Raw genomic sequence first — 24,837 nt, 5'->3', positions numbered from 1 at the left:
GTCTGGGCGGCATTGTCGGCGTTCTGCTTGATATTGGCCGCCATCTCTTCCATCGAGGCGGAGGCTTCCTCGGCGGACGAGGCCTGCTCGGTCGCACCCTGGCTCAGCTGTTCCGAGCTCGAGGACAGTTCCTGGCTGCCCGAGGAGACGTTGTCGGAGGCCGACAGCGCATCGCCGACGACGCCGCGAAGGCGCTCGACCATGGCATTGACGTGGGAGAGCATCTCGCCGATCTCGTCCTTCGAGCCGACGACGGCAAGCTGCGTCAGGTCGCCTTCCGCAACGCTACGAACGGCCGTGGATGCGCGGGCCAGACCGCGGCTGATGGTGATGGAGATCCAGACGGCAGCACTGATCGCGATCAGCGAGGCGACGGCGGCAAGGGCGATCATGACGGTGCGGGTTGTGTCATAGAGGGTGTCTGCCGCATGATTGGCATCGGCAAGCTGCGACTTCGACAGTTCGACGAGTTCGGCGACGGAGGCGTCGATCGTATTTGCAAGCTCACGGCCCTCCGTGATCGAGATCCGCAGCGCCTGGTCCGCGGAACCGGATTCCAGGAAGGTGTAGATGCGCCGGTTGACATCCTCAGCCTTCGCAGCGAGATCCTTGATCGCCATCCACTTCGGGCGGCCTTCCGCGCTGGCGATCGCCAGTGCCTTGCCGAGCGTCTCGTTCATGCGAACGAAGGCCTGGGTGCTCTTGGTATTGGCTGCTGCAAGCTCGGTCGGTGTGTTGGTCGTCAGCATGTTCTTCTGCTGACGGATGCCTTCAAGCTGCGCGATGTTGAGGCTCTGCGCGAACTCGAGCCGCGTGACCGGGCCGGCGAGAACATCACTCATCGACTGATTGAGATTCGAAAGGCTGTACAGGGCATAGCCTGCCGTACCCACCATCAGAACGATGAGAAAGGTAAAGGCGGTGGCGAGCTTCATTTTCAGCGTGAAGGTCATGGTTTCGATCCGATGTTGCAGATGGACGGAGGAGGAAGAGCGATCTTAGTGGGAGGCAAAGATCGTCTTGAGGTTTGGCACGATGACGAACTCGCCGTTTCGCTTGACGAGGCAGTCGATGAAATACGCCCGCCAGCGCATGCCGACGCTGGGCGGTGCTTCGCTGGCAGCGCGAGAGAGGGTGGTGACCTCGTAGACCTTGTCGGTACGGATGCCGACGAGGCAGGGCTCGCCGTCGATGTCGAGCTGGACGACGATGATGCGGCTATCGATGGTTCCTTCGCCCGCCTCCATGCCGAAGGCGAGGCGAATGTCGGCCAGCGGAATGACCTTGCCGCGGAAGTTGATGACGCCGCCGAGAAAGGCCTTGGCGCCGGGCACCCGCGTTTCGGGCAGGAGGTCGAGGATCTCCTGGACCACCGTCGCCTCGATGGCGAAGGTCTCGCCATTGAGATTGAAGGTCAGCACAGACATTTCGTCCTGCCCGTTCCAGGTGCTGGAAACGTCGCTTCGGGTGACCTGCAGGCTCATACGACTGCGCGCAACTGCGCCTCCTGTCGAGCGCATGTACGCGCGCGCGAAGCTGTGATTGGCAATGCCTGATCCGTCATAGCCCTATACCTAGCGTTGAGCCCGCAAACCCTGAATCCACGCGGCGACTGCAGCTCAAAGCAGCCTAAGCGTGGCGATCGAGCCGACGTGTCCTCAAGGAGGCGGAGGAAACGCGACACGGATGTCGTTGATGAGAAATGATTGGTCGACCACGGAGATCCGTATCATGCGGATCAGGGTCCGGCGCGTAACCGGGCCAATCTTGACAACTGACGTTTGCATAGAGGTGGTTAATGTTGAATAAATAAATTGCTAAAGTGTGTGAACGCAAGCATTTCCGGCAAAATCGGGGTTGCCGGAAATGCTTGCGTTGTATGTTTCTTGCAGGCTTGCCGAGCCGTCGCGGACGTGGTTCTCCCGCCCGCTGTCAGCCCACCACCATCTCCGGCCAGAGAGCCGCCGTGGCGTCCAGCAGGGGAGACGTGCCGGCAGCGATCCAGGGGATGTCGCTATCGGGGCGGGTGCCGATGCGCACGTTAAGGCCGGCTTCGCGGGCAAGCACGGCGCCGCCGGCAATGTCCCACATGGTGGTGATCTTCTGCAGGTGGCCGTCGAAAATGCCGCAGGCAGCAAAGACCAGCGAGACCGAGGTGGTGTGCAGCGCCTCGACCACCCAGCCGGCTTGCCGAAGACCGGTGTGCAGCGCGCCGATCTCGGCAATGTCGTCGTGTGCGCTGTCGCCGAGCGAGACGACGCGGACATCGCCTAGAGGAGCGCTACGGGAAAGCGCCACGCCGTTGCGCTTGAGGCCGGTGCCATCGGCCGCGCTATAAACCTCGCCGAAGACGGGAAGGGAGACCACGCCGAGGTCCGGGCGGCCGTTCGTGACATGGCCGAGCGAGATGCCCCAGAGCGGCGAGCCCCGCAGGAAGTTCGAGGTGCCGTCGATCGGATCGATGATCCAGTAGGCCGCGCCGCCGACGCCGCCGAGTTCCTCGCCGACGATCGTCTCGCCCGGGAACGCCGCGTCAAGACGCTGGCGGATCAGGGTCTCGATGCTGGTATCGGCCTCCGAGACGAAATCCTGGAAGCCCTTCTCCCGCGTGGCGATTGCGTCGCGCGCGGCAAAGAAGGCGAGCGCTTCGTGCATGGCCTCCTCTACGATGACGGTCGCCTTCGACAGCCGGTCTTGCGTGTTGGTCATGCCGCATCTCCCTCGTTCTGCGTGGCCCAGGCCCGGAAGGCCTCGATCTCATCCGTCTGGATCGCGCCGACGCCCGCTTGTTTCAGCCGGCTCCAGACCGAATGCGGGTCGTGAAGCGCCCGGCTATCGTTGTAGTCGAGGCAATGGGAGACATCGAGCGTGTTGATCCAGACGCGGATGTTCTGCCGGGCGAGTTCTTTGCGGGCGGCCGCGATGTCGTCGAGATCGTCGAACTTGACCTCGATCATCGGCGCGCGGAGGGCAGCGATGCGGCGAAGGTCCTCGGCAAAGCGGTCTTTCCGGACCCGGAACATAGGCATATGCGGGATACGGCCGAACCAGTCGGCATCCAGAATCGGAAAACGCGTCGCATCGATGTCGATATCGGTCTTGACGAGAACCTGAGACTCGACGCCAAGCCGCAGGACCGTCTCCATGACGGCGGGCAGGTCGCGCTCGAACTTCGTATCGATGTTGACGGCGATGCGGCCGCGCGCGGCCTCGAGGATTTCCTCCAGCGTCGGCACGGGCTCCTGCGTCGCTTCCGCGTGCTGGCCACCAGCGCCGACCTTCAGGCGGGCGTTGCGAACGGTGTCGAAGGGAAGTTCCGCGACAATGCCAGTGCCGGTCGTCGTGCGGTCGAGCGTCTTGTCGTGGATGACGACGAGGTGCCCGTCGATGGTTGCCTGCGTGTCGATCTCGACCATTTCGACGCGGGCAGCGATGGCCGCCTCGATGGAGGCAATCGAATTTTCCGCCGTGGTCTTCCAGAAGCCGCGATGGGCGATGGTGAGGATGGCGGGATTGTCGCGCGAGGCCATGAGGAGGACGTCGGGTGTGTGAAACGGTGCGGCGGCGAGGCGGCTTTGGGAGGTGGGCATGAGGTCTTGCTTTCGGTTCGTGTTGGGGTGTGCGGACATCAGATCTTGCCCATGCCGGCCGCCATCAGGTCGTCGCGCAGCACGCGGCCGGCGATGACGAAGATAACGAGGGCGGGCAGGAGCAGGAGGAAGGAGACGATGGAGGCAAGCGGCAGCTGCATCGAATAGGGATCGAGATACATGTAGAGCTTGATCGGCAGCGTCTCGACCACAGGGGCGCCGACGATGAAGGATTTGTCGAACTCCTCGAAGCTGCCGACGAAGGACATCAAGCCGCCGGCGAGAAGCCCGGGCACGGCGAGCGGCAGTACGATATGCCTTACGATGCCGAACGTGCCGGCGCCGAGCGAGCGGGCGGCATGGAGGAGGTCGTCGGGGATCGTCTCGAGGGCAGCCGTCATCAGCCGGATCATCAGCGGCAGGGTGCCGACGATCTGCACGAGGATAACGCCGGCGACCGAATAGGCAAGGCCGAGCGCCAGAAACACCTGGCCGATGCCCACAGCCACCACGATGCCGGGAATGATGATCGGTGCGAGGATGAAGATCTCCACCGCCCGCTTCAGCCGGAAGGGAAACCGCGCCATGGCCCAGGCCGTGGGCAGCGCAATGAGGGCCGTGGCGAAGGTGACGACAAAGGCGATGACGATGCTGTTGATGGCGGCGCGCAACAGGCCGCTATCGCCGAGCACGCCGGCCCAGCGCTCGGTCGTGTAGCTTTGCGGCAGCACATGCGGCGCCGGCCAGCCATCGGCGATGCTCCAGAGGAACATCAGCCCGAGCGGCAGGGCGATTGCCAGGAACAGGAAGGCATAGAGGCCGACCGCGACGGGAAGCCGGTCCTCATGCGTGAAGCTGCGTTTGCGGGCGACGGGCGACAGGGTGTTTTCGGCAAGGGCGGTCATTTGGCATCTCCGCGTCCATGCGCATCGCCGATGCGCGATGTCAGGGTGTAATAGGCGACGAGGACGGCCACGGCGAAGGCGCTCAGCACCATGCCCATGGCGAAGACCTGGGGAAACCGGCCCTGATTGAATTCGTTGACCATTAGCACGGACAGAGGTCTCGCCGTCGGCGGTCCGACGATATCGGGAATGGCATAGGAGCCCATGGAGCCGATGAAGGTCAGGAGCACGGCCGCCGTGATGCCGGGCATGGCGAGCGGCACTTCCACGAGGAAGAAGGTGGCAAGGCGCGACGCTCCCAGCGTGCGACCGGCAAAGCGGATATCCTCGGGGATCGCGGCAAAGGCGCTGGTGATGATCAGCGTCATGAAGGGGATCTGCTTCCAGACGCTGGCGAGAATGACGCCGACGCCCCAGTCGTCGCGCACGAGCTTCGGCAGGCCGAGCCCCAGAGGCGCTACCGCCCGGTCGATGAAACCGCCGCGCTCGAAGACGACGATGATCATCAGCCCGACGATGATGCCGGGCACCGCGAGCGGCAGTTTGTAGAGACCGCTGAAGAGCTTGCGCCCGACGAAGTGCCGACGGATGGCGAGCGACAGCGGCACGGAGACGAGGAGCGACACGATGACCGGCGCGACCCCGTAATAGATGGAGGTGCCGAGCCCCCGCAGCATGGAGGGGCGCGAGAAGATGCGCACGTACCAGGCGAGCGTAAAGCTGCCATCCTCCAGACGCAGGCTGCCGATGAGGGCGGAGGCGAGCGGGCCGCCGAAGAACAGGAGGAGATAACCGACACCCGGCGCGAGAAGCAGTGGCAGGAGCAGGCGTCGGTCACGGAGAAATGCAGGCATCATGCGGCCTCCCGGCTGGGCACACGGTCCTCGATCACCCGGTCCTCAAGCACGGGCAGGCGATCCGGGAACGTCAGCGCCACAGTGCGGCCGGGCTCGATCAGCGCATCGCCGCCCGCCTGGCTAACTTTCAGGAGGGTCTCGCCGACAGCCACCGTATAGAGCGCGCTTGCGCCCATGAAGGACACGCCGGCAACCGTCGCCTGTGCGCTCGAGACGTGATCACAGGCGCGGATACCGATGCTTTCCGGCCGCACGGACACCTGTGCCGGACCCATGGCCTCCGTGGCGAGCTCGACCCGCTGGCCCCAAGGCAGCTGCCCCTGCCGGCCGGAGGCGGTGACGGCGAGCAGATTGGTCTGACCGAGGAAGCCGGCCGTGAAGGCCTGTTTGGGCGAGCGGTAAAGCTCCAACGGCGTGCCGATCTCGACCACGCGACCGGCATTCATCACCACGATCCGGTCCGACATGGCCATCGCCTCGGCCTGATCGTGCGTGACATAGAGGCTGGTCGCGCCGATGCGCCTGTGCAGCGCGACGAGCTCGTGGCGCAGCGTATCGCGTAGCTTTGCATCGAGGTTGGAAAGCGGCTCGTCGAAGAGCAGAAGGTTCGGCTGCATGACGATGGCGCGGGCGAGCGCCACGCGCTGCTGCTGCCCGCCGGACAGCTGGCGCGGCATGCGGGCCGTCAGGCCCGTGAGGGTGCAGATGTCGAGCGCGTGGGCGATCCGCCTCTGCTGCTCGGCCTTTGGCACGTTCTTCATGCGCAGGCCGAAGCGCAGGTTCTGCTCGACCGTCATGTGCGGAAACAGGGCGTAGGACTGGAACACCATGGCGATGTCGCGCCGTTCGGGCGGCAGCATGTCAATGCGCTGGCCGGCGAGGCGGATCTCGCCGCCGCTCTGCTGGCTGATGCCCATGACGATCCGCAGGAGCGAGGATTTTCCGCAGCCGGACGGGCCGAGAATGGTCACGAACTCGCCCTTCTCGACGGAGAGCGAAACAGGATGAAGGGCGCGGCTCGCACCGTAATCCTTGGTGATATCGGTGATTGCAAGCATGGTCATGGCCGTTTCCCGATGGATCGGAGGAGTACTGTCTGTGCTCTGGCCCGGACCCCGGGCGACAGCGGGAGAGCCGCCGCCTTGAGGTCCGGTGAGCCTGCTACTGGTTGAGCACCTTCTCATCCAGCGCCTCGGAGAGCGCCGTCGCCATGTCCCAGAAGGCGGTGACGCTGAGGCGCGGATAGACGCTGGACGGCAGCATGTGGGCCTGCGTTTCCACCGGCACCTGATCGCTGGTCACATCCGTGCGCGGCGAGCGCGAGGCCTTGGTCTCGAGCTTCCAGAGCTGGAACTCCTTGCTCATGGCCATATCGATCAGGAGCAGGGCGGCGGCGACGTGGCTCGCATTGGCCGGCACGAACATGGCATCGCCAGAGCCGATCTGACCCGTTTCCAGCAGCGTCAGGCGGATCGTCTCCGGCACCTGCTTGGTGGCGAGGAAGGTCATCACCTGGTCTTCCCAGACGGTGCCCATGGACAGCTGGCGATTGTTGATGAGGTTGAGCGTGTCGGCATTGCCGTTGGTGAGCTCGGCGACCGCCAGCAGGCGGCGATAGTAATCCCAGACTGGATCGAGGCATTCCGAGCCCATGGCCCATTCCTCGGCCTCATCCAGCGTCTGGTTCGTGTCGGTCAGCTGCGCCTTGCAGTCGCCCGTCAGCAGATCGAGCGCCAGCGAATAGAGGAACCCGCTCCCCGAGCCGCCTTTCGCGGGCGAGGTGACGCCGAGGCGCTTGGGGTTCTTTTCCGCCCAGGCGAGCAGGTCGGTGAAGCTTTTCGGAACCTCCGCGGCTGTCACGACCGCGCTGTCATACCCGATGGCCGTCTGATTGAGGTGGACGAGCGGAAAGCTGCCGCCATGGGGCTTCCCGAAGATGGTCTCGCTCAGCACCGGATCGTAATGATCCATATTGGGCAGGATCTTGGTCAGCGCGATCTTGCCGACGACGCCTTTGGACGACAGCAGCGGATAGCCGCCGCCACCGGCGAAGTAGACATCGACGGGCGAATCCTGGCCGGCGGCCTGCACGGCGATGAGCTGCTGGTTCGCCTGGTCGCCCTTGACGTCGGAACAGCTGACCTTGATGCCGTATTTCGCTTCGAAGCGGCGTATCAACTCCTTCCAGGTGTCGCCGAAGCTACCGGCGAAATTGTACATCGTTACCGTACCTTCCGCTTTGGCGGCAGGCACGACGATCTCGTAGAAATTGCCGCGCGTGACCGACGAAAGATCGAACGTCAGGTTCTTCATGTTGGTTTCGGCCGCAAGGCACGGGGCGGTGGTGGCCGTCAGCGCGAGAACGGCGGCGGCAAGAATGGTCCTGAACATAGGGGCTCCATGGGATCCGATGGGGATGTGGGAATGGGTGGCATGCCCTTTGACGACATGCGCGTTTCCGATGGAGACTTATTACTACACCTTGAGTGTAATATTTATGACGGTTTTGTAAAATGTAGGATCATCGGGCAGACATCGTTGCCGCGCCGGGTCGGGCGCGATATCCAACGCCATGACGTCAGAGCGAACACGGCCGGGAGAACGCGACATGGCAGCGGAACGGGACGCCCTGTCGCGGGTGCCGCTTGCCAGCGATAACGAGCGCATGATCCTCGATATCATCCGCCGTCATGGCGCGATGGCGCGCTCGACGATCACCAGCCACACCAACCTCACGCAGCAATCGGTCCACCGGCTGGTCGAGGGGCTGGTTTCTCGCGGGCTGCTGCGCACCGGCGCGCCGATCGGCGGCACGCGCGGTCAGCCGAGCCCGACCATCGAGCTTGCGCGCGACGGGGCCAGCGCGGTCGGCCTGTCCGTCAACACGGACTCGGTCATCCTCAGCATCACCGACCTTGCCTGCAGCATCATCGTGGAAGAGCGGCTGGACCTTCAGCCGTGCGACCGGGAGAAGACGCTGCGCGCCATTGCCGTGAGGCTCGATGCGTTGCTGGCAGAGCATCATATCCGCAAGGACACGATGGCGGGCCTCGGCTTCTCGATGTCGGGCTTCTTCGTGTCGGAGGATCGCGCCTTCAACGCGCCGGAGCCGCTCTCCGACTGGTCTCTCCGGGATCTCCGACCAGAGCTGGAGCATACCTTCGGTTTGCCCGTCTGGCTGGAGAACAATGCGACGACAGGCGCGATCGGCGAGAGCATGTGCGGCGTCGGCCTCTGGTGCCGGACCTTTGCGTTTCTCTCGTTCAACTATGGCTTCGGCGGCGGACTGATCCTCGACGGCAAGCCGTTCCACGGCTTCCACGGCAATGCCGGCGAGTTCAGCGGCATCTTTATGCCAGGCGAATCCGAACGGCGACCCGCTCTGCAATATCTTCTGGCACGGCTGCAGGAAAACGGCATCGGCATCGACAGCGTCGATACGCTGCGCCGGGATTTCGACCCCGCATGGCCGGGCGTCGAGGACTGGTTGGCGGAGACCATGCCGCAGGTGGACAGGCTGGTCGCGACGCTCATCGCCGTTCTCGACCCTCAGGCCATCGTCTTCGGCGGGCAGTTGCCGACGGAGCTTGGGCGGATGATGATCGAACGGGTGCACCTTCCCTCGCAGCGGGTGCATCGTTATGGCGTCGGGCCGAAGGAGGCGCGGCTCGTGCTCAGCGAGACGCTTGGAGACGCCGCCGCCATCGGTGCGGCGCTCCTTCCTTTGAAGATGCGCTACTTCGCCTGACGGGCGTCACGCCTTCGCGCAATAGGCGCGCCATCCCCCATAGGCACTGATATCGGCAGCGCCGGCCGTGATCGCGACCGGCTCGCAAAGAAAGCCCTTGGCCGACGTGCCATCGGAAAGGGCAATCGTGCCGATGCCGAGCGGCGCGGGAATGGCGGCGACGAAGCTGCCGAAGGCCGACGGTGTCAGACGCCAGATCTCGACCTCGATCTGCGTTCCCTCTCCATCCGCAACCCGGATCATACCCGGCTTCGGCGGCACCGTGCCGGCAAGGGCGTAGAGCCGGTAGTCCGAGGAGGTCCGGGCGGTGCGGGAGAATTGCGCTTTCAGATCGACAAGCTGATGATTGAGCGGCATGGCGGAGAGATGCGCGCCGACCACGACGAGGTCGATCAGGCCTTCCGCGGACGTGTCCGGTTCAGGCTTGACGTTTGCAGGTTGCTGCCAGCCGGTGGCGCCGAGCGTCAGGCCGCTTGCGGCGTGGAGCGTTTGCCCGAGCGTTGCGACGAGGCCGTCCTTACCGGCGGGGGCAAGCAGGGTGACGCTGGCGGGCAGGCCGTCCTGCCGGGTGCCGGTGGGCACCGCCATGCCACACATGTCGAGCAGGTTGACGAAGTTCGTATAGGTTCCGAGCCGTGAATTCTCCCGGATCGGCTCGGCTTCGAGCTCGGCGACCGTGTAATGGCGGGGGGCCGTCGGCACACAGAAGAGATCCACCGAGGCAATGATCGGCGCGAGCCTCTTCTTCAGCGCCTGAAGCGCATAGAGCCCGTCGAAGGCATCGGCCGCCGACAGCGCCTTTGCGCCGCCGTAGATCTTGCGCGTGACGGCGTGAAACGCATCTTCCCGGGCGTCGAAGAAGTCTTTCACCGCGGCATAGCGTTCGGCCACCCAGGCGCCTTCGTAGAGCAGGTTGGCCACGTCGTAAAAGGGCCCGAAGGAGATTTCGACCAGGCGGTGGCCGAGCTCTCGCAGTGTTGTCAGCGCTTGCGTATAGGCCGCCTCCATCGCCGCATCGCCGAAGAATTGGAGGTCGGCGCCGGCGGGAACGCCGATGGTCAGCACGGGCGGGGCCACACGAGAACCCTTCGGCAAAGCGCGGGAATAGGCGTCCGCCGGGTCCGTCCGGGCCGCGACGGAGAACACGGTCCAGGCATCCTCGACCGTCAGCGCGAAGATAGAGACGCAATCGAGCGTGCGGCAGGCGGGAATGACGCCGGTCGTGGAGAGCGCACCGAGGCTCGGCTTCAGTCCGACGATATTGTTGAGCCCGGCGGGAATGCGGCCGGAGCCCGCCGTGTCCGTGCCGAGTGCGAAGGAGACGATGCCTTGCGCCGTGGCGACCGCCGAACCCGAGGAAGACCCACCGGGCACCAGCGCCGGATCGATGGCGTTTTTCGGGATCGGATGGGGCGAGCGCACGCCGACAAGGCCGGTCGCGAACTGGTCGAGATTGGTCTTGCCGATGACGAGCGCGCCGGCCTCTCTCAAGAGGCGGACGACCTCCGCGTCCTTCTCCGGCATGTACGCATAATCCGGGCACGCAGCCGTGGTCGGCATGCCCGCGACGTCGATATTGTCTTTCACCGCGAAGGGAATGCCGAACAGCGGCTTTGCGGGATCGTAGGCGCCGAGGCGCTGCGCCTCTGCCAGCACGTCCTGCCGGTCTGCCAGATGCAGGAAGATGCCGGGATCATTTACGTCGGCGATGCGGGCGAAGACCCGCTCCACGACGGCGCTGACACTGCCGCCATTCCGATAGAAATCCGACAGCGAGGCGATGTCGAAGGCCGGGAGATCGGGGGAGGCCAGAAGATCGGAGGAGGGACGTCCGGTCATGCCATGTCCTCCTTGAGGATCGTCACGGGCCGGTCCCACTGAATCAGCACCACGCATCCGGGCTTGCTCCAGACGGAGTGCTCGGTTCCCATGGCGTTCACAATATAGCTGCCTTCCGCGTAGTCGCCCGTCTCGTCCGACTGCACGCCGTCGAGAACGAGGATGGTTTCGAGCCCCTCATGCCTGTGGTGTGGCACGGATGCGCCTGGCTCATATTTCAGCAGCGCCACGCCCGGCTGGTCGCCTTCGAACCGCTTGATCCAATGAATCGTCACGCCTTTCCGGAAGGCCTCGAACGGCAGGTCTTTCCAACCGCCCGACATCGAGAAGTCGCGTGTGGTTTCAGGCATGGGGCAGTCCTTTCAAAATGTCGTCGATATGCGCCGTCCAGCCGACGATGGCGCCCTGGGCGCGAATCATGGCGATGGCGGCGGCCTTGAAGTCGGGGAAATAGCTCTCGGTCGCCTCCTCGCAGAGCAGGCATTCATAGCCGCGATCATTGGCCTCCCGCATGGTCGTCTGCACGCAGACCTCGGTGGTGACGCCGGCAAAGACGAGCTGGGTGATACCCTTCTGTTTCAGGATCTCGCCGAGCGGGGTCGCATAGAAAGCGCCTTTGCCGGGCTTCTCGATCACGACCTCGCCTGCGATCGGCGCAAGTTCGGGCAGGATGGCGGTGCCCGGTTCTCCCACGATCAGCACGCGCCCCATCGGGCCTTCGTCGCCGATCCGCAGCGCCGGGTTGCCGCGGTCGCGTTTGGCGGGCGGCAGGTCGGAGAGGTCGGGCCGGTGGCACTCCATCGTGTGGATGACGGGCAGGCCCGCCGTGCGAAAACCCTCGATCAGCCGCCTCACGTCCGGCACGATCCGGCCGATGCGGGAGACGTCGTTGTCAAGGCTCGCGCCGAAGCCGCCGGGCTCTGCGAAATCGCGCTGCATGTCGATGACGACGAGCGCCATCTCGCCAAGGCGCGCCGGGAAGGCGAAGGGTTCTGCCGTGATATCCGCCATCAGTGATGACCCGCCATATGCGCCCCGATGACGCCGATATCGGCGCCACGCGCCGCCGTCTCATAGACCAGCCGTCCTTCCGAGATGACGAGAATGCGGTCGGAGAGTTCGAGAAGCTCGTCCAGATCTTCCGACAGCAGCAGCACCGCCGTGCCGGCATTGCGCGCCTTCATGATGCGGGCGCGGATTTCGGCGACCGCCGAGAAATCGAGCCCGGAACAGGGGTTGGAGACGATCAGCAGATCGACATCGCCGGTGAGTTCCCGGGCGAGCACGGCACGCTGCACATTGCCGCCCGAAAGGGCGGCGATGGGCGACGAGGCAGACGCCGTCTTTACCTTGAAGTCGGCAATGAGCGAGGTCGCGCGTGCCTTCATGCCCGCCTTGGAGAGCCAGATCGCTTGCCCACCGTCCGGCTTCAGGTCGAAGGTCCGGAAGGAGAGGTTCTCGCTTACCGTCATCCGCGGCGCGCAGGCGTTCTGCAGCGGTTCTTCCGGGATGAAGCGGACGTTGTTTTTGCGCGTTTCCGCCCGGGTCGCGCCATAGGCCGCGCCGTTGACCTCGATGGTGCCGGAGACGGGTGGGCGCTGACCGGCCAGGATCTCGGTCACCTCCTTCTGCCCGTTGCCGGAAATGCCGGCGATGCCGACGATCTCGCCGGCCCGCACCGTGAGGTCGTCGATCTCGATGGTCTTCAGCCCGGAGCCATCCGGCGCCTTGATGCTGGAGAGACGGAGCACCGTCTCCGCCGTGTCGCCAACGGGTGCGCGGCTGTCGAGTTCGGCGAGCTTCACATCGCCGATCATCAGGGCTGCCATGTCGGCGGTGGAGAGATCGCCGATCGCGCCGGCACCGACCAGCTTGCCGCGGCGCAGGATGGAGACGGCATCGGCAAACTTGGTGATCTCGTGAAACTTGTGGGAGATCATCAGTACCGTCAGCCCGCCGCTTTCGGTGAGACCACGCACGAGACCCAGCATCTCATCGGCCTCCGCTGGCGTCAGCACCGATGTCGGCTCGTCGAGGATCAGGAAGGAGCGGCCGAGATAGAGCTGCTTGACGATCTCAAGCTTCTGCTTCTCGCCGGCCGCCAGTTCGCGCACCGGCCGGTCGAGCGGGATCCGGAACGGCATGCGCTCCATGAACCGCGCGAGGTCTTTGCGCTCCTGTGCCCAGTTGATCACCGCCGGCACATCCGCGCGGCTGATGACGAGATTTTCGGCGCCGGTCAGCGAGGGGACGAGGGTGAAATGCTGGTAGACCATGCCGAGGCCGAAGGTCGCGGCATCCCGCGGCGAGGCGACGGAGACCTCGCGGCCATCGACAACGAGCGCGCCCGACGTCGCGTGGTAGAAGCCCATGATGCATTTCACCAGCGTCGACTTGCCGGCGCCGTTTTCGCCGAGCAGTGCATGGAAGGATCCGGCGGGTACCCGGATCGACACGTCGTCCAGCGCCGTGAAGCTGCCGAAGCGCATCGTCATGCCGATGGTCTCGATGCCGGCGGCCGTTCCGGATGGCAGAACGGGGGTATCGCGAATGACAGGCATGTCAGCTCTCCTTTTTCCCGATGGTCTCGCGTTCCACAATGATGGCGACAGGCCCGCCGCCCGGTGGCCCCTGATGCTCCGCACCGCCCGAGACGTAGAGGTCGGTCATGCCGAAGACGCCGGCGAGCACGCCGCCGACGAAGGCGCGGGCGTGACGGGTGCCAGCAATGTCGGAATCGTCCAGCATCGTATGACGCTGCCCGCCGACCATGCCGGAAGGGTCGGGCTCCGCCTTGGCGAGAACGGCTGCAAGCCGCGCCGTCTCGGGCAGGCGGGCCTGTGCCGCTCTTACCGGGGCCGTGTCGATGGCGTTCACCATCACGGCGTGATCGATGGCGAACGGACCGCGCCAGGTGTCGCTCATGCCGAGCGCGATGATCTCGTGATCGGTCAGCTCGACGCCGGCCGACGTGGAGGCGCAGCGGGAGAAGAGGTCGAGGCGGGCGCCGACGACATTGTCGGTGATGCAGCTTGCGTCGATTTCGCCGAGCGCCACGGCAACGCCGAGCGCGGAAGCGCCGCGGGAAAGCCCCATGGATTTCAGCGTGTCCCGCGTGGCAACCGTCTCGCCCGCAGCATCCGCCTCGGCGATGCGGGCAAGCGTCAGCAGCGGGCATTTGATCTGGACGAAATGCACATCCTTGGGGTCTTCGATCCCGGCGTCCGCCATGGCGGCGCGGACGCCTTGCGCGACGAGAAGCACCTGCTCCCGCCGGCCGAGATGGTGGAAGGGGAGATGCGGCGTACGCGCTGCGCCGATGGCAAGTGCGGCCTCGCCCGAGGTATCGGCGGCATCCGTCGTTGTTTCACGGGCGAAAACCGTCCAGTGCGGCGACAGCGCGCCCTCCGTGCCGCCGGACATGACGAGGCAGGGAGCCACGACGCCGAGCCTTGCAAACAAGGCCTCGAAGCTCGCCGTGGCATAGCCGCGGCTGAAATCGTTGACGCAGCCATTGCCCTCCGTCTTGCCGAGGATGGCGACGACCGTTTCCGGCTTCAGGCCAGCCGAAAACAGCGCTTCCACGCCCGACACATCGGCCGGACCGCTTGCGGCCACGCGCCAGACGGAGGCTTGCAGCACGTCGCGTTCCGAAGAGGCCATCAGGGCAGGGCCTCGATCAGCGCTTGCGAATTTGCGACCGCGCCGAAGACGCCGCCCTGCATCTTGACCATCTTGATGGCGGCGAGATGGTTGCCGTAGTCGGTCGCGCCGCAGCAGTCTTCCAGCAGCAGGCATTCGAAGCCGCGATCATTCGCCTCCCGCATGGTGGTGGAGACGCAGACATCGGTGGTGATGCCGGTGAGGATGAGGTTCTCGATGCGCTTCTGGTTGAGGATCAGCTCCAGATCGGTCGCACAGAAGGAGCCCTTGCCCGGTTTGTCGATGATGGTCTCGCCCTCGATCGGATAAAGCTCCGGGATGATGTCCCAGCCGGGCTCGCCGCGCGTCAGGATCCGTCCGCAGGGGCCGGGATCGCCGATGCCGGCACCGATGCGCTGCGACCGCCAGCGCTTGTTGGCCGGAAGGTCGGCGAGATCGGGGCGATGACCCTCGCGGGTGTGGATGATGTGGTAGCCCTTGGCGCGCATGGCGGCGAGCACCGCGCCGATCGGCTTGATCGGTGCCTGCACGAGCGAGAGATCGTAGCCCATATGATCGACATAGCCGCCCTTGCCGCAGAAATCCGTCTGCATGTCGATGATGATGAGGGCGGTGTTGTCGGGTCGCAGCTTGCCGTTATAGGGCCAGGGATAGGGGTCGGCGGTGATGTAGTGTCCTGCGGTTTCGGTCATCGCATCCATGATCTTCTCTCCTATTCCGCAGCCAGTTTGGCACTCTCGCCGTATTTCCGGGTGGGTTTTTCAAAGCCGCAGGGCGTGCCGTCAGTCACCTTGACATCGTCTTCCCAGGGCACCCGGTAGGTGCCGGCGATAAGGTCGTGCATGTAGCTGTAGGGCGCATCGCCGGCCCCGCCGGCAACCGCGACATAGCCGCGATGGCCGAGCTGGTAGATGTTGTTTTCCACACCCCAGCCGAGCCGCGCCTCGCGCACCAGATCCGGCCGCACCTCCGCCGTGATGATCTCGTTCACCCGGCCCGACGTGCCGTGCGCGATGATCGTGCCGTCGAAATTGCAGATCATGCCTTCGCCCATGCTGTCGAACGTGCCATCCGAGCCGCACATGCAGACGCTGGCGGTGACCATGAGGTTGCAGAAGGCGTTCGACTGGTTGGTGAAGCGCCAGGACTCGCGGATCGGCGCGGTATAGCCGGCCGTGCGGATCATGATCTCGGCGCCCTTATAGGCGCATTCGCGCGCCATCTCCGGGAACATGCCGTCATGGCAGATAATGAGCGCGAGCTTGGCACCCTTCGGCCCGTCGATGACGGGAATGCCGAGATCGCCCGGCTCCCAAGGCTCGACGGGCACCCACGGGTGCATCTTGCGGTAATAGAGCTTCAGTTCGCCCTGATCGTCGATGACGATGCCGGAATTATACGGCATACCACCCGGATTCCGCTCCATGATCGAGAAGCAGCCCCAGATTGCGTTATCCTTGCACGCCATCTTGAAAGCATCGACCTCGGGTCCGTCGAGGTCGCACATAATCTCGGGGTTGATGTCCATGGAGAGGCCGTGCAGGGCATATTCCGGGAAGACCACGAGGTCCATGCCGGGCTGGTTGCGCCGCGCCTTGGCCACGAGATCCACGACCAGCTGCGTCTGGCGGGCCAAGTCCGCCTTCGTCACGGTCAGGGGCAGTTGCAGCTGCACGAGACCGATGCCGACGCCGTTTTGCGATATGTTGAGACCACCCAGACCGTTCATGCGCGAATTCCTTTATTTCGTCAGGGAGAGCTCGCCCGGTGCGCCGGACAGCGCGCGGTTGGGCGAGGATGTGGCAATGAGGATGGCGAGCGTCAGCACGTAGGGCGCCGCATAGAAGAGGTAGTAGCCTTGTGTCACGCCCACCGACTGGAGCGCCGGCCCGAGTGCGCCTGTGCCGCCGAAGAGGAGAGCAGCGAGGAAGCAGTTGATCGGGTTCCAGCGGGCAAAGATGACGAGCGCAACCGCCATGAGGCCCTGGCCCGACGAGATGCCCTCGTTCCACGAGCCGGGGTAATAGAGCGAGAGATAGGCCCCGCCGACAGCGGCAAGTGCGCCGCCGAGTGCTGTTGCGAGAAGTCGAACGCGGTCCGGATTGATGCCCATCGCGCGGGCGGCATCGGTGGAGTCTCCGACGACACGCAGGATGAGGCCCGGGCGCGTGTTGCTAAACGCCCAGGCGAGAAAAAGCGCGAGCAGAAAGCCGATGAAGAACAGCACGTTGATGTTCAGTGCCGCCTGCACCTGCGGATAGGACGACCAGTTGCCGAGCGGAATGGACGGCAGCTTCGGTGCGGATGGCTGGATGAAGGGCTTGCCGAGGAAGAAGGCAAAGCCCAGCCCGAACTGCATCATGGCGATGCCGATGGCGATGTCGTTGACCCGGGGAAAGCGGCAGATGAAGCCGTGGATGAGCCCGAAGACGGAACCCGCGGCCATGGCGGCCAGCACGCCGAGCCAAGGTGAGCCGGTCAGCACCGCCACGGCATAGGCGGTCATCGCGCCGAAGACGAGCGTGCCTTCCAGCCCGAGATTGATGCGCCCCGAACGCTCAGTAATGGCCTCGCCGAGGGACACGAAGATGAATGGCGTGGAGACGCGGATAGCGCCGGCGATGATGGCGAGGGGCACGCCCCAGAGACCGATATCCGTCTCGCTCATTTCACGCTTCCTTTCCAAAGATCAGGATTGAAGACCTTGAAGCGGCCGTAGAAGGTCTCGCAGAAGAGGATGACGATGAAGAGCGTGCCCTGCAGGGCGACGACAGTGGCATCGGGTAGCCCCATCCGCCTCTGGATGAGCCCGCCGGAAGCCTCCAGTCCACCGAGCAGAATGGCGATGGGGATGATGGCCAGCGGATTGTGCCGGGCGAGGAAGGCGACGAGAATGCCGGTATAGCCATAGCCGGCGGCCAGCGACGCATTGGCGCTGCCCTGCACGGCGGCAACCTCAAGCATGCCAGCGAGCCCCGCAAAGCTGCCGGCAATGGCGGTAAAGCCGACGATCAGCCGGCCGACCGGCAATCCCTGGATCTGCGCCGCCCGGACATTGCCCCCGGCCATGCGCGCGGCAAAGCCAAAACGCGTCGCCTCGATCAGGATGTAGGAGAGGATACAGGCGAGAACCGCGATAACGAGTCCCCAGTGGACATCCATGCCCGGAATAGCGCCGATCATGTAGTCGGCGGGCAGGGCGAAGGTGGACGGCTTGTTGAGGCTCGCGGGATCACGCAGCGGCCCTTCCATGAGCTGGTTCATCAGTGCGATCGCGATGTAGGAAAGCAGCAGCGACGAAATCGTCTCGTTGACCCCGCGATAATGGCGGAGGAACCCGACGGCACCGATCCACACGCCCCCGACGACCATTGCGGCGAGCGCCATCCCGATGAGGGTGGGATAGGGCGGCAGAATGCCGGTCAGCGGCGTGGCGATCGCCGCCGCAGCAACGCCGCCGAGCACCAGCGCGCCCTCGCCGCCGATGATGACGAGGCCAAGCCGTGCCGGCAGCGCCACGCAAAGGGCCGTGAGGAGGAGGGGAGCCGCCCGCGACAGGCTGTTCTGGATGGAGAACCAGCTGCCGAAGCCACCGGTATACATGATCTGGAAGAGGGCGACCGGCGACTTGCCGATCGCGAGGATGAAGAGCGAGAACAGCGCCAGACCGGTGACGATCGCCGCAAGGCCGATGACGACGGGCTCCGCCCACCGCGCCAGCCATTCGAGAGCTGGGCGGAGAGACGCGGCACCGCCGGGTTCCAGCGACAGCGCAGGATTGTTCACTTCGACGGACATGACGCGTCTCCCCTCATGGAACGGTTAGCCGAATACCGGGGGTTCAGGAGGTGGAGCCGACCACGCCCTCGACGAGATAGGCCATGCTTTCCAGATCGATCGCGTCCTCGGCATAGGCCTTGTCGGCGGGGATCACGGCATTGCCCTTGTTGTCCTTTAGCGGACCCTTGAACACGGAGAGCTTGCCGGTCATGGCCTCGGCATGCGCCGCCTCGAACGCCTTGCGCCCTGCTTCCGGCACACCGGGCCCGAGCGGGCTCATCTTGACGAAGCCGTCCTTCAGGCCGCCACGCACGAAGTTTCCGAGCTTCTCGCCGGCTTGGGCCTTGGTGATGAAATCGGTGTAGACCTTGCCCCAGGCCCATTCGGCGCCGGTCAGGTACTTCTCGGGCGCAAGCGGGCTCTGGTTGGCATGGTAGCCGCAGACGAAAGCGCCGCGACCGGCGGCCGTCTCGACCACCACCTTCGGGCTGTCGACATGGCAGGTGATGACATCGACGCCCTGATCGACCAGGGCATTGGTGGCCTCGGCTTCCTTGATGGCAAGCGACCATTCGCCGGTGAAGATGACCTGGCAGGTGATCGCGGGATCGACGGAACGGGCGCCGAGCAGGAACGCGTTGACGTTCTGCAGGACCTGCGGGATCGGCTTGGCCGCCACGAAGCCGATCTTCTTGCTCTTGGAGGCGTGGCCGGCGGCGATGCCGTTCAGATACTGGCCCTGATGGATGTAGCCGAAGTACGACCCGGTATTGGCGGGGTGCTTGCCCTCCTGCCACAGGCCGCCGCAATGGCGGAACTGGGTGTCGGGATATTTGGCGGCCATGGCCAGCATATGGGGATCGAAATAGCCGAAGGACGTCGGGAAAATGAGCGAGGCGCCGTCGAGATTGATCATCGATTCCATCGTCTTCTGGACATCGACGGTCTCGGGTACGTTCTCCTCTTCGATGAGCGTGATGCCCGGCATGGCCTTGATGACGGCGGCACCTTCGGCATGCGCCTGGTTATAGCCGTAGTCATCCTTGGGGCCGACATAGATGAAGCCGACGGTGAGCGCTTCCTGCGCGAAAGCGGTTGACCCCATCAGGCCCGGCACGGCGCTTGCCGCAAGGCCGATGGCAGAGGTTTGAAGAAACTGTCGGCGGTTCATGGAAAAGCGGTTGGTCATCATCATGTTCCCCGTGCGGCGCTGGGCCAATGGCTGTTGGACATAAAAGTGTATGCAATGACCGTGCCACTTCCTAAGCTATTGGAAAGACTAGATGCCATCCTGTCTCTCAAATCGGCATGATAAAAGTGCATGCAGTTTTACTTTAAATTGCCTATTTTTCCATCGTCGCTTCGTTCAGGCGCTGCCAGATGCACAAAATCCGCGGGCCTAGATGAGGGCCGTCTACTAAAGTATATCTTTTCAATATCTTAAACAGGTGATTGACATGCTCTGAGATGCCCGTCATCTGTATGCAATAATGAGACTGACATTGAGACGAACGTGACTCAGGCAAAACGGAAGACCGTCACCCGTACAGGAACGACCGTCGAGCAGATGGTGCGCGCAATCGCCGACATGATCGTTAGCGGTATTATGGTCCCCGGCGAGCGGCTGGACGAGCTGTCGCTGGCGGCCCGCTTCGAGGTGTCACGGACGCCGGTGCGCGAGGCCCTGCGCGAACTCGGCGCCATGGGGCTGGTCGGCCGGGAGCCGAACCGCAGCGCGATCGTCAAGAACGTCGAGGAGGCCCATCTTCACGCGATGTTCGAGGCGATGGCGGAACTCGAAGGCATCTGCGCCCGGCTTTCCGCAATGCGGATGGACGCGGACGAGCGCCATGCGCTCGAACGCGAGCACCGGGCTTCGATGCAGCTCGTTCGCGCCGGTGTCCCTGAGGGCTATGCCGCCTACAACACCGAATTCCACAACCGGCTCTATCGCGGCACCCATAACGATCACCTTTTGGAACTGGCGACGCAGACGCGCGCAAGGCTCGCCCCGTTCCGCCACGCGCAGTTCCGCCTCTCAGGCCGGCTTTCGAAATCCTATGAGGAACACGACCGGATCGTCACCGCCATCCTGCGCGCCGACGCCACCGCTGCCGGAAAGGCAGCCTATGATCACGTCTCGATCGTCAGCGATGCCAGCACCGTCTTCGCCGTCGCGCGTGGCTGAGGTTCAGGGTCTCCCACCCGAGACCAGGCCGTCCATCACAAGCCCCGTGCCGCTCGCCTTGGCGCAGCTCTTCAATTCCGCCACACGGGTCGTGACGGCGTTGACGTCCGTCAGGATCGTGCCCTTCTCCAGCGTGAGCACGCCGACGCTGCAGCGCATCAGCGGGTAGGCCTGCTCGACGCCCGAGCGCCCGTAGCCCATGATGAAGCCCCGGTTGCGATCGTCCTCCGAATAAAGCTCCTCCACCCCGGCCTTGAAGGCGCAGAGCATCCGCGTCAGCATGTCCTCCACCGCGGCCCGCGGCAGATCAGAAAGGCCGACGAAGAAATCGTCACCACCGACATGCCCGACGAAATCGCCGTCGCCGATGAAGTGGCGGCGCAGTAGTGCGGAGAACAGCGTGATGGCGGCGTCGCCACGGTGAAAACCGTAACTGTCGTTGAACGGCTTGAAGTTGTCGAAATCGCAGTAGCAGAAGAAGCGCGTCCGGTCGCCGTCGAGCATGGCCTCGTGCACATGATCGCGTATGGCACGGTTGCCGGGCAGCCCGCTCAAAGGGTTCTGGTCGCGTGCGAATTTCAGCTGCTTCTCGCTGATGATGCGCAGAAGGGAGGCGGAGGACAGGACACCGGCATAGCGCATGTTTTCCGTCAGGATCAGGCAATCGCTGCCGTTCGCCCCGGCGAAAATGTCTAGCATTTCATGGGCTGGCATGTTGACGTCTGCAACCGGTGCCGGTGTGACGAAACTGGCGATGCGTCGCTGGTAGACTTTGTTTTGCAGGAGGTCGCGCCCGAACGGGTGGTAGATCATCTCCTTCAGGTGATATTCGTGGATGACGCCGCGGGGCTCGTCGTTTGCGTTCAGGACGGGAAAGAAGGCCTGCTGCGGTGAAGTCCGGAACAACTCGAAGATCGTGTCGAGGTTTGCGCTTTCCTGCACGGTCGGCAGGTGTTCGACCTGCCTGCGGATGAGCACGCTGTCGGCCGACGCCGTCCGCCGCTTGGTGTCGTCAGCCTGGGCGAGGTGCGGATAGCTCGCTTTCAGGTCCGCATGGCAGACGGTCGGCATCGCTACGAAATAGCCCTGCAGCAGATCGCAGCCGAGATCGCGGCAGACATGGAACTCCGCCTCCGTCTCCACGCCCTCGGCGATGACGCGCGCGCCGAGCTTGTGCGCCACCGTCACGATGTGCCGCACCAGTTGCCGGTTTCGCGGCAGGCTTTCGATCTGCGACACGAAGTGGCGGTCGATCTTAACATAATCGACGGCCGCGCGGGACAGCAGCTTCAGGCCGCTGAAGCCGGCGCCGAAATCGTCGATCGCCAGCTTGAAGCCGTGCTGCCGCAACCGGTCGAGTAAGGTGTCGAACTCGGCGATCGTCTCGTTGTCGTGTCTCTCGGACAACTCGAAGCAGACGCTGGAGGGCGGAATGCCGACGCGTTTGAGGTGTCCGTCGAGCCGGTTGAGGATCGCCTCGTCATGCGCGCCGATCAGCCGCGTGTCGAAATTGATGAAGAGGGTGCGCTGCTGGAAGCCCGGCAGGGCGGCGAAGGCGGCGAGCGCGCGGCTGATGACCATGTGCTCCAGCGCCAGAAGCTCGCCATTCTCATGCGCGCGGTCGAGGAGCGCCAGCGGCGAGGCAAAGCCGAGACGATCGAAACCCCGCATCAGGGACTCGTAGCCGAAGCATGTCCCTGTCGTTGCCTCGACGATCGGCTGCAAGGCGGTCTCGATGACGAGCTTGGAAAGGGTGACGATCTGGTCACGTCCAAGATGAAGGGGCGAAAACGTTTCGAGAAGGGCACTCACCGGCGGTCTCCAGGACAACAACTGTGCCGACCATCGCAGGGGAGACTGAACGTTTGGTTTGCGAAGAATGACAGTTTCATGAAAATATCGAGCCGGGTTCGGCCGGTCGCGCCCCGGTGCAGGGAACGCCGACGGTGCTGCAGGCAATCGTCGCGCCTGTTGCCTGGAGCGAGCTTTCCGTCCCTTCAGCACGCGCCCTGCCTCGTTTGGCTGTTTTCCGTGTCGATCCTGTGCCACCAACGGAGCACATTGCCATGGCGACCAAACTTGGCCTGAAACATCCCGCTGATCGGCGCCATCATCGCGAGTGTGAAACCCGGCTGCTCGCTATCACCCATGGGTTTTTGCGGCGCCGAGATCGGGCGAGATACTCGCCGACCCAATATCGTCCATTCCTTGACATGTAAGGAATTATCCTTACTTTATGTCCACTCAACCGGAGGCCTGAGCCGTGGGCGCATTGCTGAAAGAAGAAAGCACCGTTACTGTAAAGGGGCAAACGACCATTCCCAAGGCTGTTCGGCAAGCGCTGGGCGTTGAACTTGGCGATCGTATTGCGTTTACCGTCGATGAGCATCGACGTGTATACCTTGAGAAGGTCAAGCCTGAACAAACATCAGACCCCGTGATAGAGAGCTTCCTGGGTTTCCTGGCGAATGACATGTCTAACAATCCCGGGACGTCTGTCGTCTCCTTTCCGCAGGCCTTGCTCGATCGGGCCGTCGCACTGACTGCAGGCATGTCGGTCGATCTCGATGCCGAGATCGAGGGCGATATCGCGATCTGATATGGTGACAATCAATGGATGGAGCATCCTCGCCCACCCTCTTTTTCTCGACCAGGTGGAAAAGCTGATCGAGGCTGTCGATGCAATCAAAGCAAAGCGACCAGATGATTATCAAACGACAGCAAATGCCAAGCTGCTAGCGGTTCTTGTGCAGCTCGTCACGGTTACAATTCCATTAGATCCGTCAGCCACCGTCTATCGGCAGGGATCGACCCTTGGCGGTAACAGGAAGCATTGGTTCCGCGCCAAATTCGGGAACTCTCGCTTCCGACTCTTTTTTCGATATTCGAGTACCAGCAAGGTGATCATATTCGCGTGGGTCAATGACGAGAATACCTTGCGGACCTATAACTCGAAGACAGACGCCTACAATGTCTTCAAGGGAATGCTGGACGACGGTCATCCGCCGGATGACTGGAACACGCTGTACAAAGAGGCATCCGATAGGAATGTCGTTAAACGCCTAGAAAGGCTTTCCTCTTCGGATCATACCTAGAGTGGCGCACGATAGTCACTCTAGAAGACGCATCTCTCAATCCCGAAACACAGATCAGTCCCAATCCGTTTCCGCCCCGTACCCCTGTCTGGTCGAGATACAGTCGAGGGAGTTCTAGCCTGTCGCCCGCTGCCAACTTTGGCAAAGGCAATGCTGCCTTCCTGTTGCGATCAGACAAATCTTCCGGGCATCGACTATGTCGCCATCGATGCGGTCCTTGCTTTCTCGGACGCCGCGATTACCCAAGCCAGAAACCCGGGCCGGCCTCCAGCCAATCCTTTGGTCTATGATCTCGGCTGGGACGAGGATGCGCGTCTCAATCAATGGCAGGCGGCAATGCGGCGGGCCGAAAATCTGCCTACGTCACGGTCCTTCGCAGGGACCGGTGCGTCCCGTCCGCGTTTCGCCGACCTCGGCCGCGTAGGCGCGGAAGCCGTTATCGTCGATATGGATGATGCGGTAGCAGGGATTGCCGGCGGTCCAGAACGGATCGGGCGCGTCGATATCGGTGATGAACTTGTGGGAGCACGCCTGGCCCGAACTATAGGCAATGCCGGTCGCGCTGGAGCCGGAAAGCGGCACATGGATATGACCGAAGACGATGTGGCGGATGCCGGCGGGGTGGGCAGCGAGCCGTTGCAGCATCTGCCCGTCGTCATGCATCTCGATATTTTCGAAATGCGCGATTCCGGAATGGACCGGCGGATGATGGACGAAGACGGTGACCGGTCTCTCGCCGGCGCCGGCAAGAGCGTCATCCAGCCAGGTCAGCCGCGATTCGTCGTAGATGCCGCCGATGATGCCGGCCCCATGGCTGTCGAGGAAGAGCAGGCGGCCGAACGGGGTGTCGAGACAGGACTGGATGAAGCCGTTTTCATCGCGCGGCTGCTCCGGGAAGGCAGCGGTAAAGGCGGGGCGCGAGTCGTGATTGCCGAGCAGCAGGCGGATGTCGCAGGTGAAGGGCTGGAGGATATCGCGCAACAGCGCATAGGCTTGTGGATCGCCGTCGTTGCAGAGATCGCCGGTGATAACGAGGAGATCGGCAGTTCTATGTTTTTCCAGAATATCGGCGACGGCGGCCCGCAGATGGGCCTCGGGATCGACGCCATGGACGGTCGCGCCTGGAGGCAGCAGATGTGTGTCGGTCAGCTGGATGATTTTCATGGGAAAAG

The 24,837-nt window shown here is 63.7% G+C and carries 24 protein-coding genes and 1 pseudogene; 5 read left to right on the top strand and 20 right to left on the bottom strand.

Translation table 11 applies throughout. The features are described 5' to 3' along the window. The 8 genes from C8J33_RS21885 to C8J33_RS21850 all read right to left on the bottom strand — a co-directional run. Positions 1–953, bottom strand: a 953-nt coding sequence (locus tag C8J33_RS21885; protein ID WP_132665327.1) for a HAMP domain-containing protein, incomplete at its 3' end; no start/stop codon positions are given. Between the two features lie 45 nt (positions 954–998). Beyond that, a complete protein-coding gene (locus C8J33_RS21880) occupies positions 999–1,484 on the bottom strand; it encodes a chemotaxis protein CheW (RefSeq protein ID WP_132665326.1) in 486 nt (161 codons plus the stop codon). A gap of 448 nt (positions 1,485–1,932) precedes the next feature. Further along, a complete protein-coding gene (locus C8J33_RS21875; protein WP_132665325.1) occupies positions 1,933–2,709 on the bottom strand; it encodes an inositol monophosphatase family protein in 777 nt (258 codons plus the stop codon). Next, positions 2,706–3,590, bottom strand: a complete 885-nt coding sequence (locus C8J33_RS21870) for a glycerophosphodiester phosphodiesterase family protein (RefSeq protein WP_165929860.1) — start codon at positions 3,588–3,590, stop codon at positions 2,706–2,708. The genes C8J33_RS21875 and C8J33_RS21870 overlap by 4 nt, the downstream gene beginning before the upstream one ends. A gap of 38 nt (positions 3,591–3,628) precedes the next feature. Then, positions 3,629–4,495: an ABC transporter permease gene (locus C8J33_RS21865; RefSeq protein WP_132665324.1), complete on the bottom strand. Its 867-nt coding sequence runs from the start codon at positions 4,493–4,495 to the stop codon at positions 3,629–3,631. After that, the gene (locus C8J33_RS21860; RefSeq protein ID WP_132665340.1) at positions 4,492–5,349 is read right to left on the bottom strand and encodes an ABC transporter permease; all 858 of its coding nucleotides are present in this window, start codon (positions 5,347–5,349) and stop codon (positions 4,492–4,494) included. Before C8J33_RS21860 ends, C8J33_RS21865 begins: the two co-directional genes overlap by 4 nt. Next, complete coding sequence (locus C8J33_RS21855) at positions 5,349–6,416, bottom strand: ABC transporter ATP-binding protein (RefSeq protein ID WP_132665323.1); 1,068 nt, start codon at positions 6,414–6,416, stop codon at positions 5,349–5,351. The genes C8J33_RS21860 and C8J33_RS21855 overlap by 1 nt, the downstream gene beginning before the upstream one ends. Positions 6,417–6,513: 97 nt before the next feature. Beyond that, positions 6,514–7,743: an extracellular solute-binding protein gene (locus C8J33_RS21850; RefSeq protein WP_132665322.1), complete on the bottom strand. Its 1,230-nt coding sequence runs from the start codon at positions 7,741–7,743 to the stop codon at positions 6,514–6,516. A gap of 217 nt (positions 7,744–7,960) precedes the next feature. On the opposite strand from C8J33_RS21850, the gene C8J33_RS21845 reads away from it, so the two are divergent. Continuing rightward, the gene (locus C8J33_RS21845; RefSeq protein ID WP_132665321.1) at positions 7,961–9,100 is read left to right on the top strand and encodes an ROK family transcriptional regulator; all 1,140 of its coding nucleotides are present in this window, start codon (positions 7,961–7,963) and stop codon (positions 9,098–9,100) included. Between the two features lie 6 nt (positions 9,101–9,106). Here the strand turns inward: C8J33_RS21845 and atzF are convergent, their stop codons facing one another. The 10 genes from atzF to C8J33_RS21795 are packed head-to-tail and all read right to left on the bottom strand — an operon-like array spanning position 9,107 to position 19,571. Beyond that, a complete protein-coding gene (gene atzF, locus C8J33_RS21840; RefSeq protein WP_132665320.1) occupies positions 9,107–10,939 on the bottom strand; it encodes an allophanate hydrolase in 1,833 nt (610 codons plus the stop codon). Further along, positions 10,936–11,289 (bottom strand): cupin domain-containing protein, encoded by a 354-nt coding sequence (locus tag C8J33_RS21835; RefSeq protein WP_132665319.1) that lies wholly within the window; start codon positions 11,287–11,289, stop codon positions 10,936–10,938. The genes atzF and C8J33_RS21835 overlap by 4 nt, the downstream gene beginning before the upstream one ends. Next, positions 11,282–11,950, bottom strand: a complete 669-nt coding sequence (locus tag C8J33_RS21830; protein WP_132665318.1) for a cysteine hydrolase family protein — start codon at positions 11,948–11,950, stop codon at positions 11,282–11,284. The genes C8J33_RS21835 and C8J33_RS21830 overlap by 8 nt, the downstream gene beginning before the upstream one ends. After that, positions 11,950–13,500 carry an ABC transporter ATP-binding protein gene (locus tag C8J33_RS21825; protein WP_132665317.1) on the bottom strand — a complete coding sequence of 517 codons (1,551 nt, stop codon included), beginning with the start codon at positions 13,498–13,500 and terminating at the stop codon, positions 11,950–11,952. Before C8J33_RS21825 ends, C8J33_RS21830 begins: the two co-directional genes overlap by 1 nt. Position 13,501: 1 nt before the next feature. Continuing rightward, complete coding sequence (locus tag C8J33_RS21820) at positions 13,502–14,602, bottom strand: ring-opening amidohydrolase (protein WP_132665316.1); 1,101 nt, start codon at positions 14,600–14,602, stop codon at positions 13,502–13,504. Then, a complete protein-coding gene (locus C8J33_RS21815) occupies positions 14,602–15,303 on the bottom strand; it encodes a cysteine hydrolase family protein (RefSeq protein WP_132665315.1) in 702 nt (233 codons plus the stop codon). The genes C8J33_RS21820 and C8J33_RS21815 overlap by 1 nt, the downstream gene beginning before the upstream one ends. A gap of 11 nt (positions 15,304–15,314) precedes the next feature. After that, positions 15,315–16,331 carry a formamidase gene (locus C8J33_RS21810; RefSeq protein WP_132665314.1) on the bottom strand — a complete coding sequence of 339 codons (1,017 nt, stop codon included), beginning with the start codon at positions 16,329–16,331 and terminating at the stop codon, positions 15,315–15,317. 12 nt (positions 16,332–16,343) lie between these two features. Further along, positions 16,344–17,270, bottom strand: coding sequence for an ABC transporter permease (locus tag C8J33_RS21805; protein ID WP_132665313.1), 927 nt, complete (start codon positions 17,268–17,270; stop codon positions 16,344–16,346). Continuing rightward, on the bottom strand, positions 17,267–18,400 hold the full coding sequence (locus C8J33_RS21800; protein ID WP_132665312.1) for an ABC transporter permease: 1,134 nt from the start codon (positions 18,398–18,400) through the stop codon (positions 17,267–17,269). Before C8J33_RS21800 ends, C8J33_RS21805 begins: the two co-directional genes overlap by 4 nt. Positions 18,401–18,443: 43 nt before the next feature. Next, positions 18,444–19,571, bottom strand: a complete 1,128-nt coding sequence (locus C8J33_RS21795; protein ID WP_110808082.1) for a BMP family ABC transporter substrate-binding protein — start codon at positions 19,569–19,571, stop codon at positions 18,444–18,446. A gap of 324 nt (positions 19,572–19,895) precedes the next feature. Between C8J33_RS21795 and C8J33_RS21790 the strand changes: the two genes are divergently transcribed. After that, positions 19,896–20,570 (top strand): GntR family transcriptional regulator, encoded by a 675-nt coding sequence (locus C8J33_RS21790; protein ID WP_110808083.1) that lies wholly within the window; start codon positions 19,896–19,898, stop codon positions 20,568–20,570. 3 nt (positions 20,571–20,573) lie between these two features. Here C8J33_RS21790 and C8J33_RS21785 read toward each other — a convergent pair whose 3' ends face one another. Then, positions 20,574–22,382, bottom strand: a complete 1,809-nt coding sequence (locus C8J33_RS21785; RefSeq protein ID WP_110808084.1) for a bifunctional diguanylate cyclase/phosphodiesterase — start codon at positions 22,380–22,382, stop codon at positions 20,574–20,576. 451 nt (positions 22,383–22,833) lie between these two features. Between C8J33_RS21785 and C8J33_RS21780 the strand changes: the two genes are divergently transcribed. The 3 genes and pseudogenes from C8J33_RS21780 to C8J33_RS27605 all read left to right on the top strand — a co-directional run. Continuing rightward, a complete protein-coding gene (locus tag C8J33_RS21780; protein ID WP_110808085.1) occupies positions 22,834–23,169 on the top strand; it encodes a type II toxin-antitoxin system PrlF family antitoxin in 336 nt (111 codons plus the stop codon). Between the two features lies 1 nt (position 23,170). Then, positions 23,171–23,665: a type II toxin-antitoxin system YhaV family toxin gene (locus C8J33_RS21775; protein WP_132665311.1), complete on the top strand. Its 495-nt coding sequence runs from the start codon at positions 23,171–23,173 to the stop codon at positions 23,663–23,665. Between the two features lie 168 nt (positions 23,666–23,833). After that, a pseudogene (locus C8J33_RS27605) lies at positions 23,834–24,025 on the top strand (hypothetical protein); the annotation flags it as partial. A 3-nt stretch (positions 24,026–24,028) separates the two neighbouring features. On the opposite strand, the gene C8J33_RS21765 reads toward C8J33_RS27605, so the two are convergent. Further along, positions 24,029–24,829: a phosphodiesterase gene (locus C8J33_RS21765; protein ID WP_132665310.1), complete on the bottom strand. Its 801-nt coding sequence runs from the start codon at positions 24,827–24,829 to the stop codon at positions 24,029–24,031. Positions 24,830–24,837 lie beyond the last annotated feature (8 nt).

Source organism: Rhizobium sp. PP-CC-3G-465, from assembly GCF_004343445.1.
Taxonomy (GTDB): Bacteria; Pseudomonadota; Alphaproteobacteria; order Rhizobiales; family Rhizobiaceae; genus Ferranicluibacter; species Ferranicluibacter rubi.
Note: the sequence above shows the minus strand (reverse complement) of the source record. Positions and strands in the feature narration are given on the sequence as shown.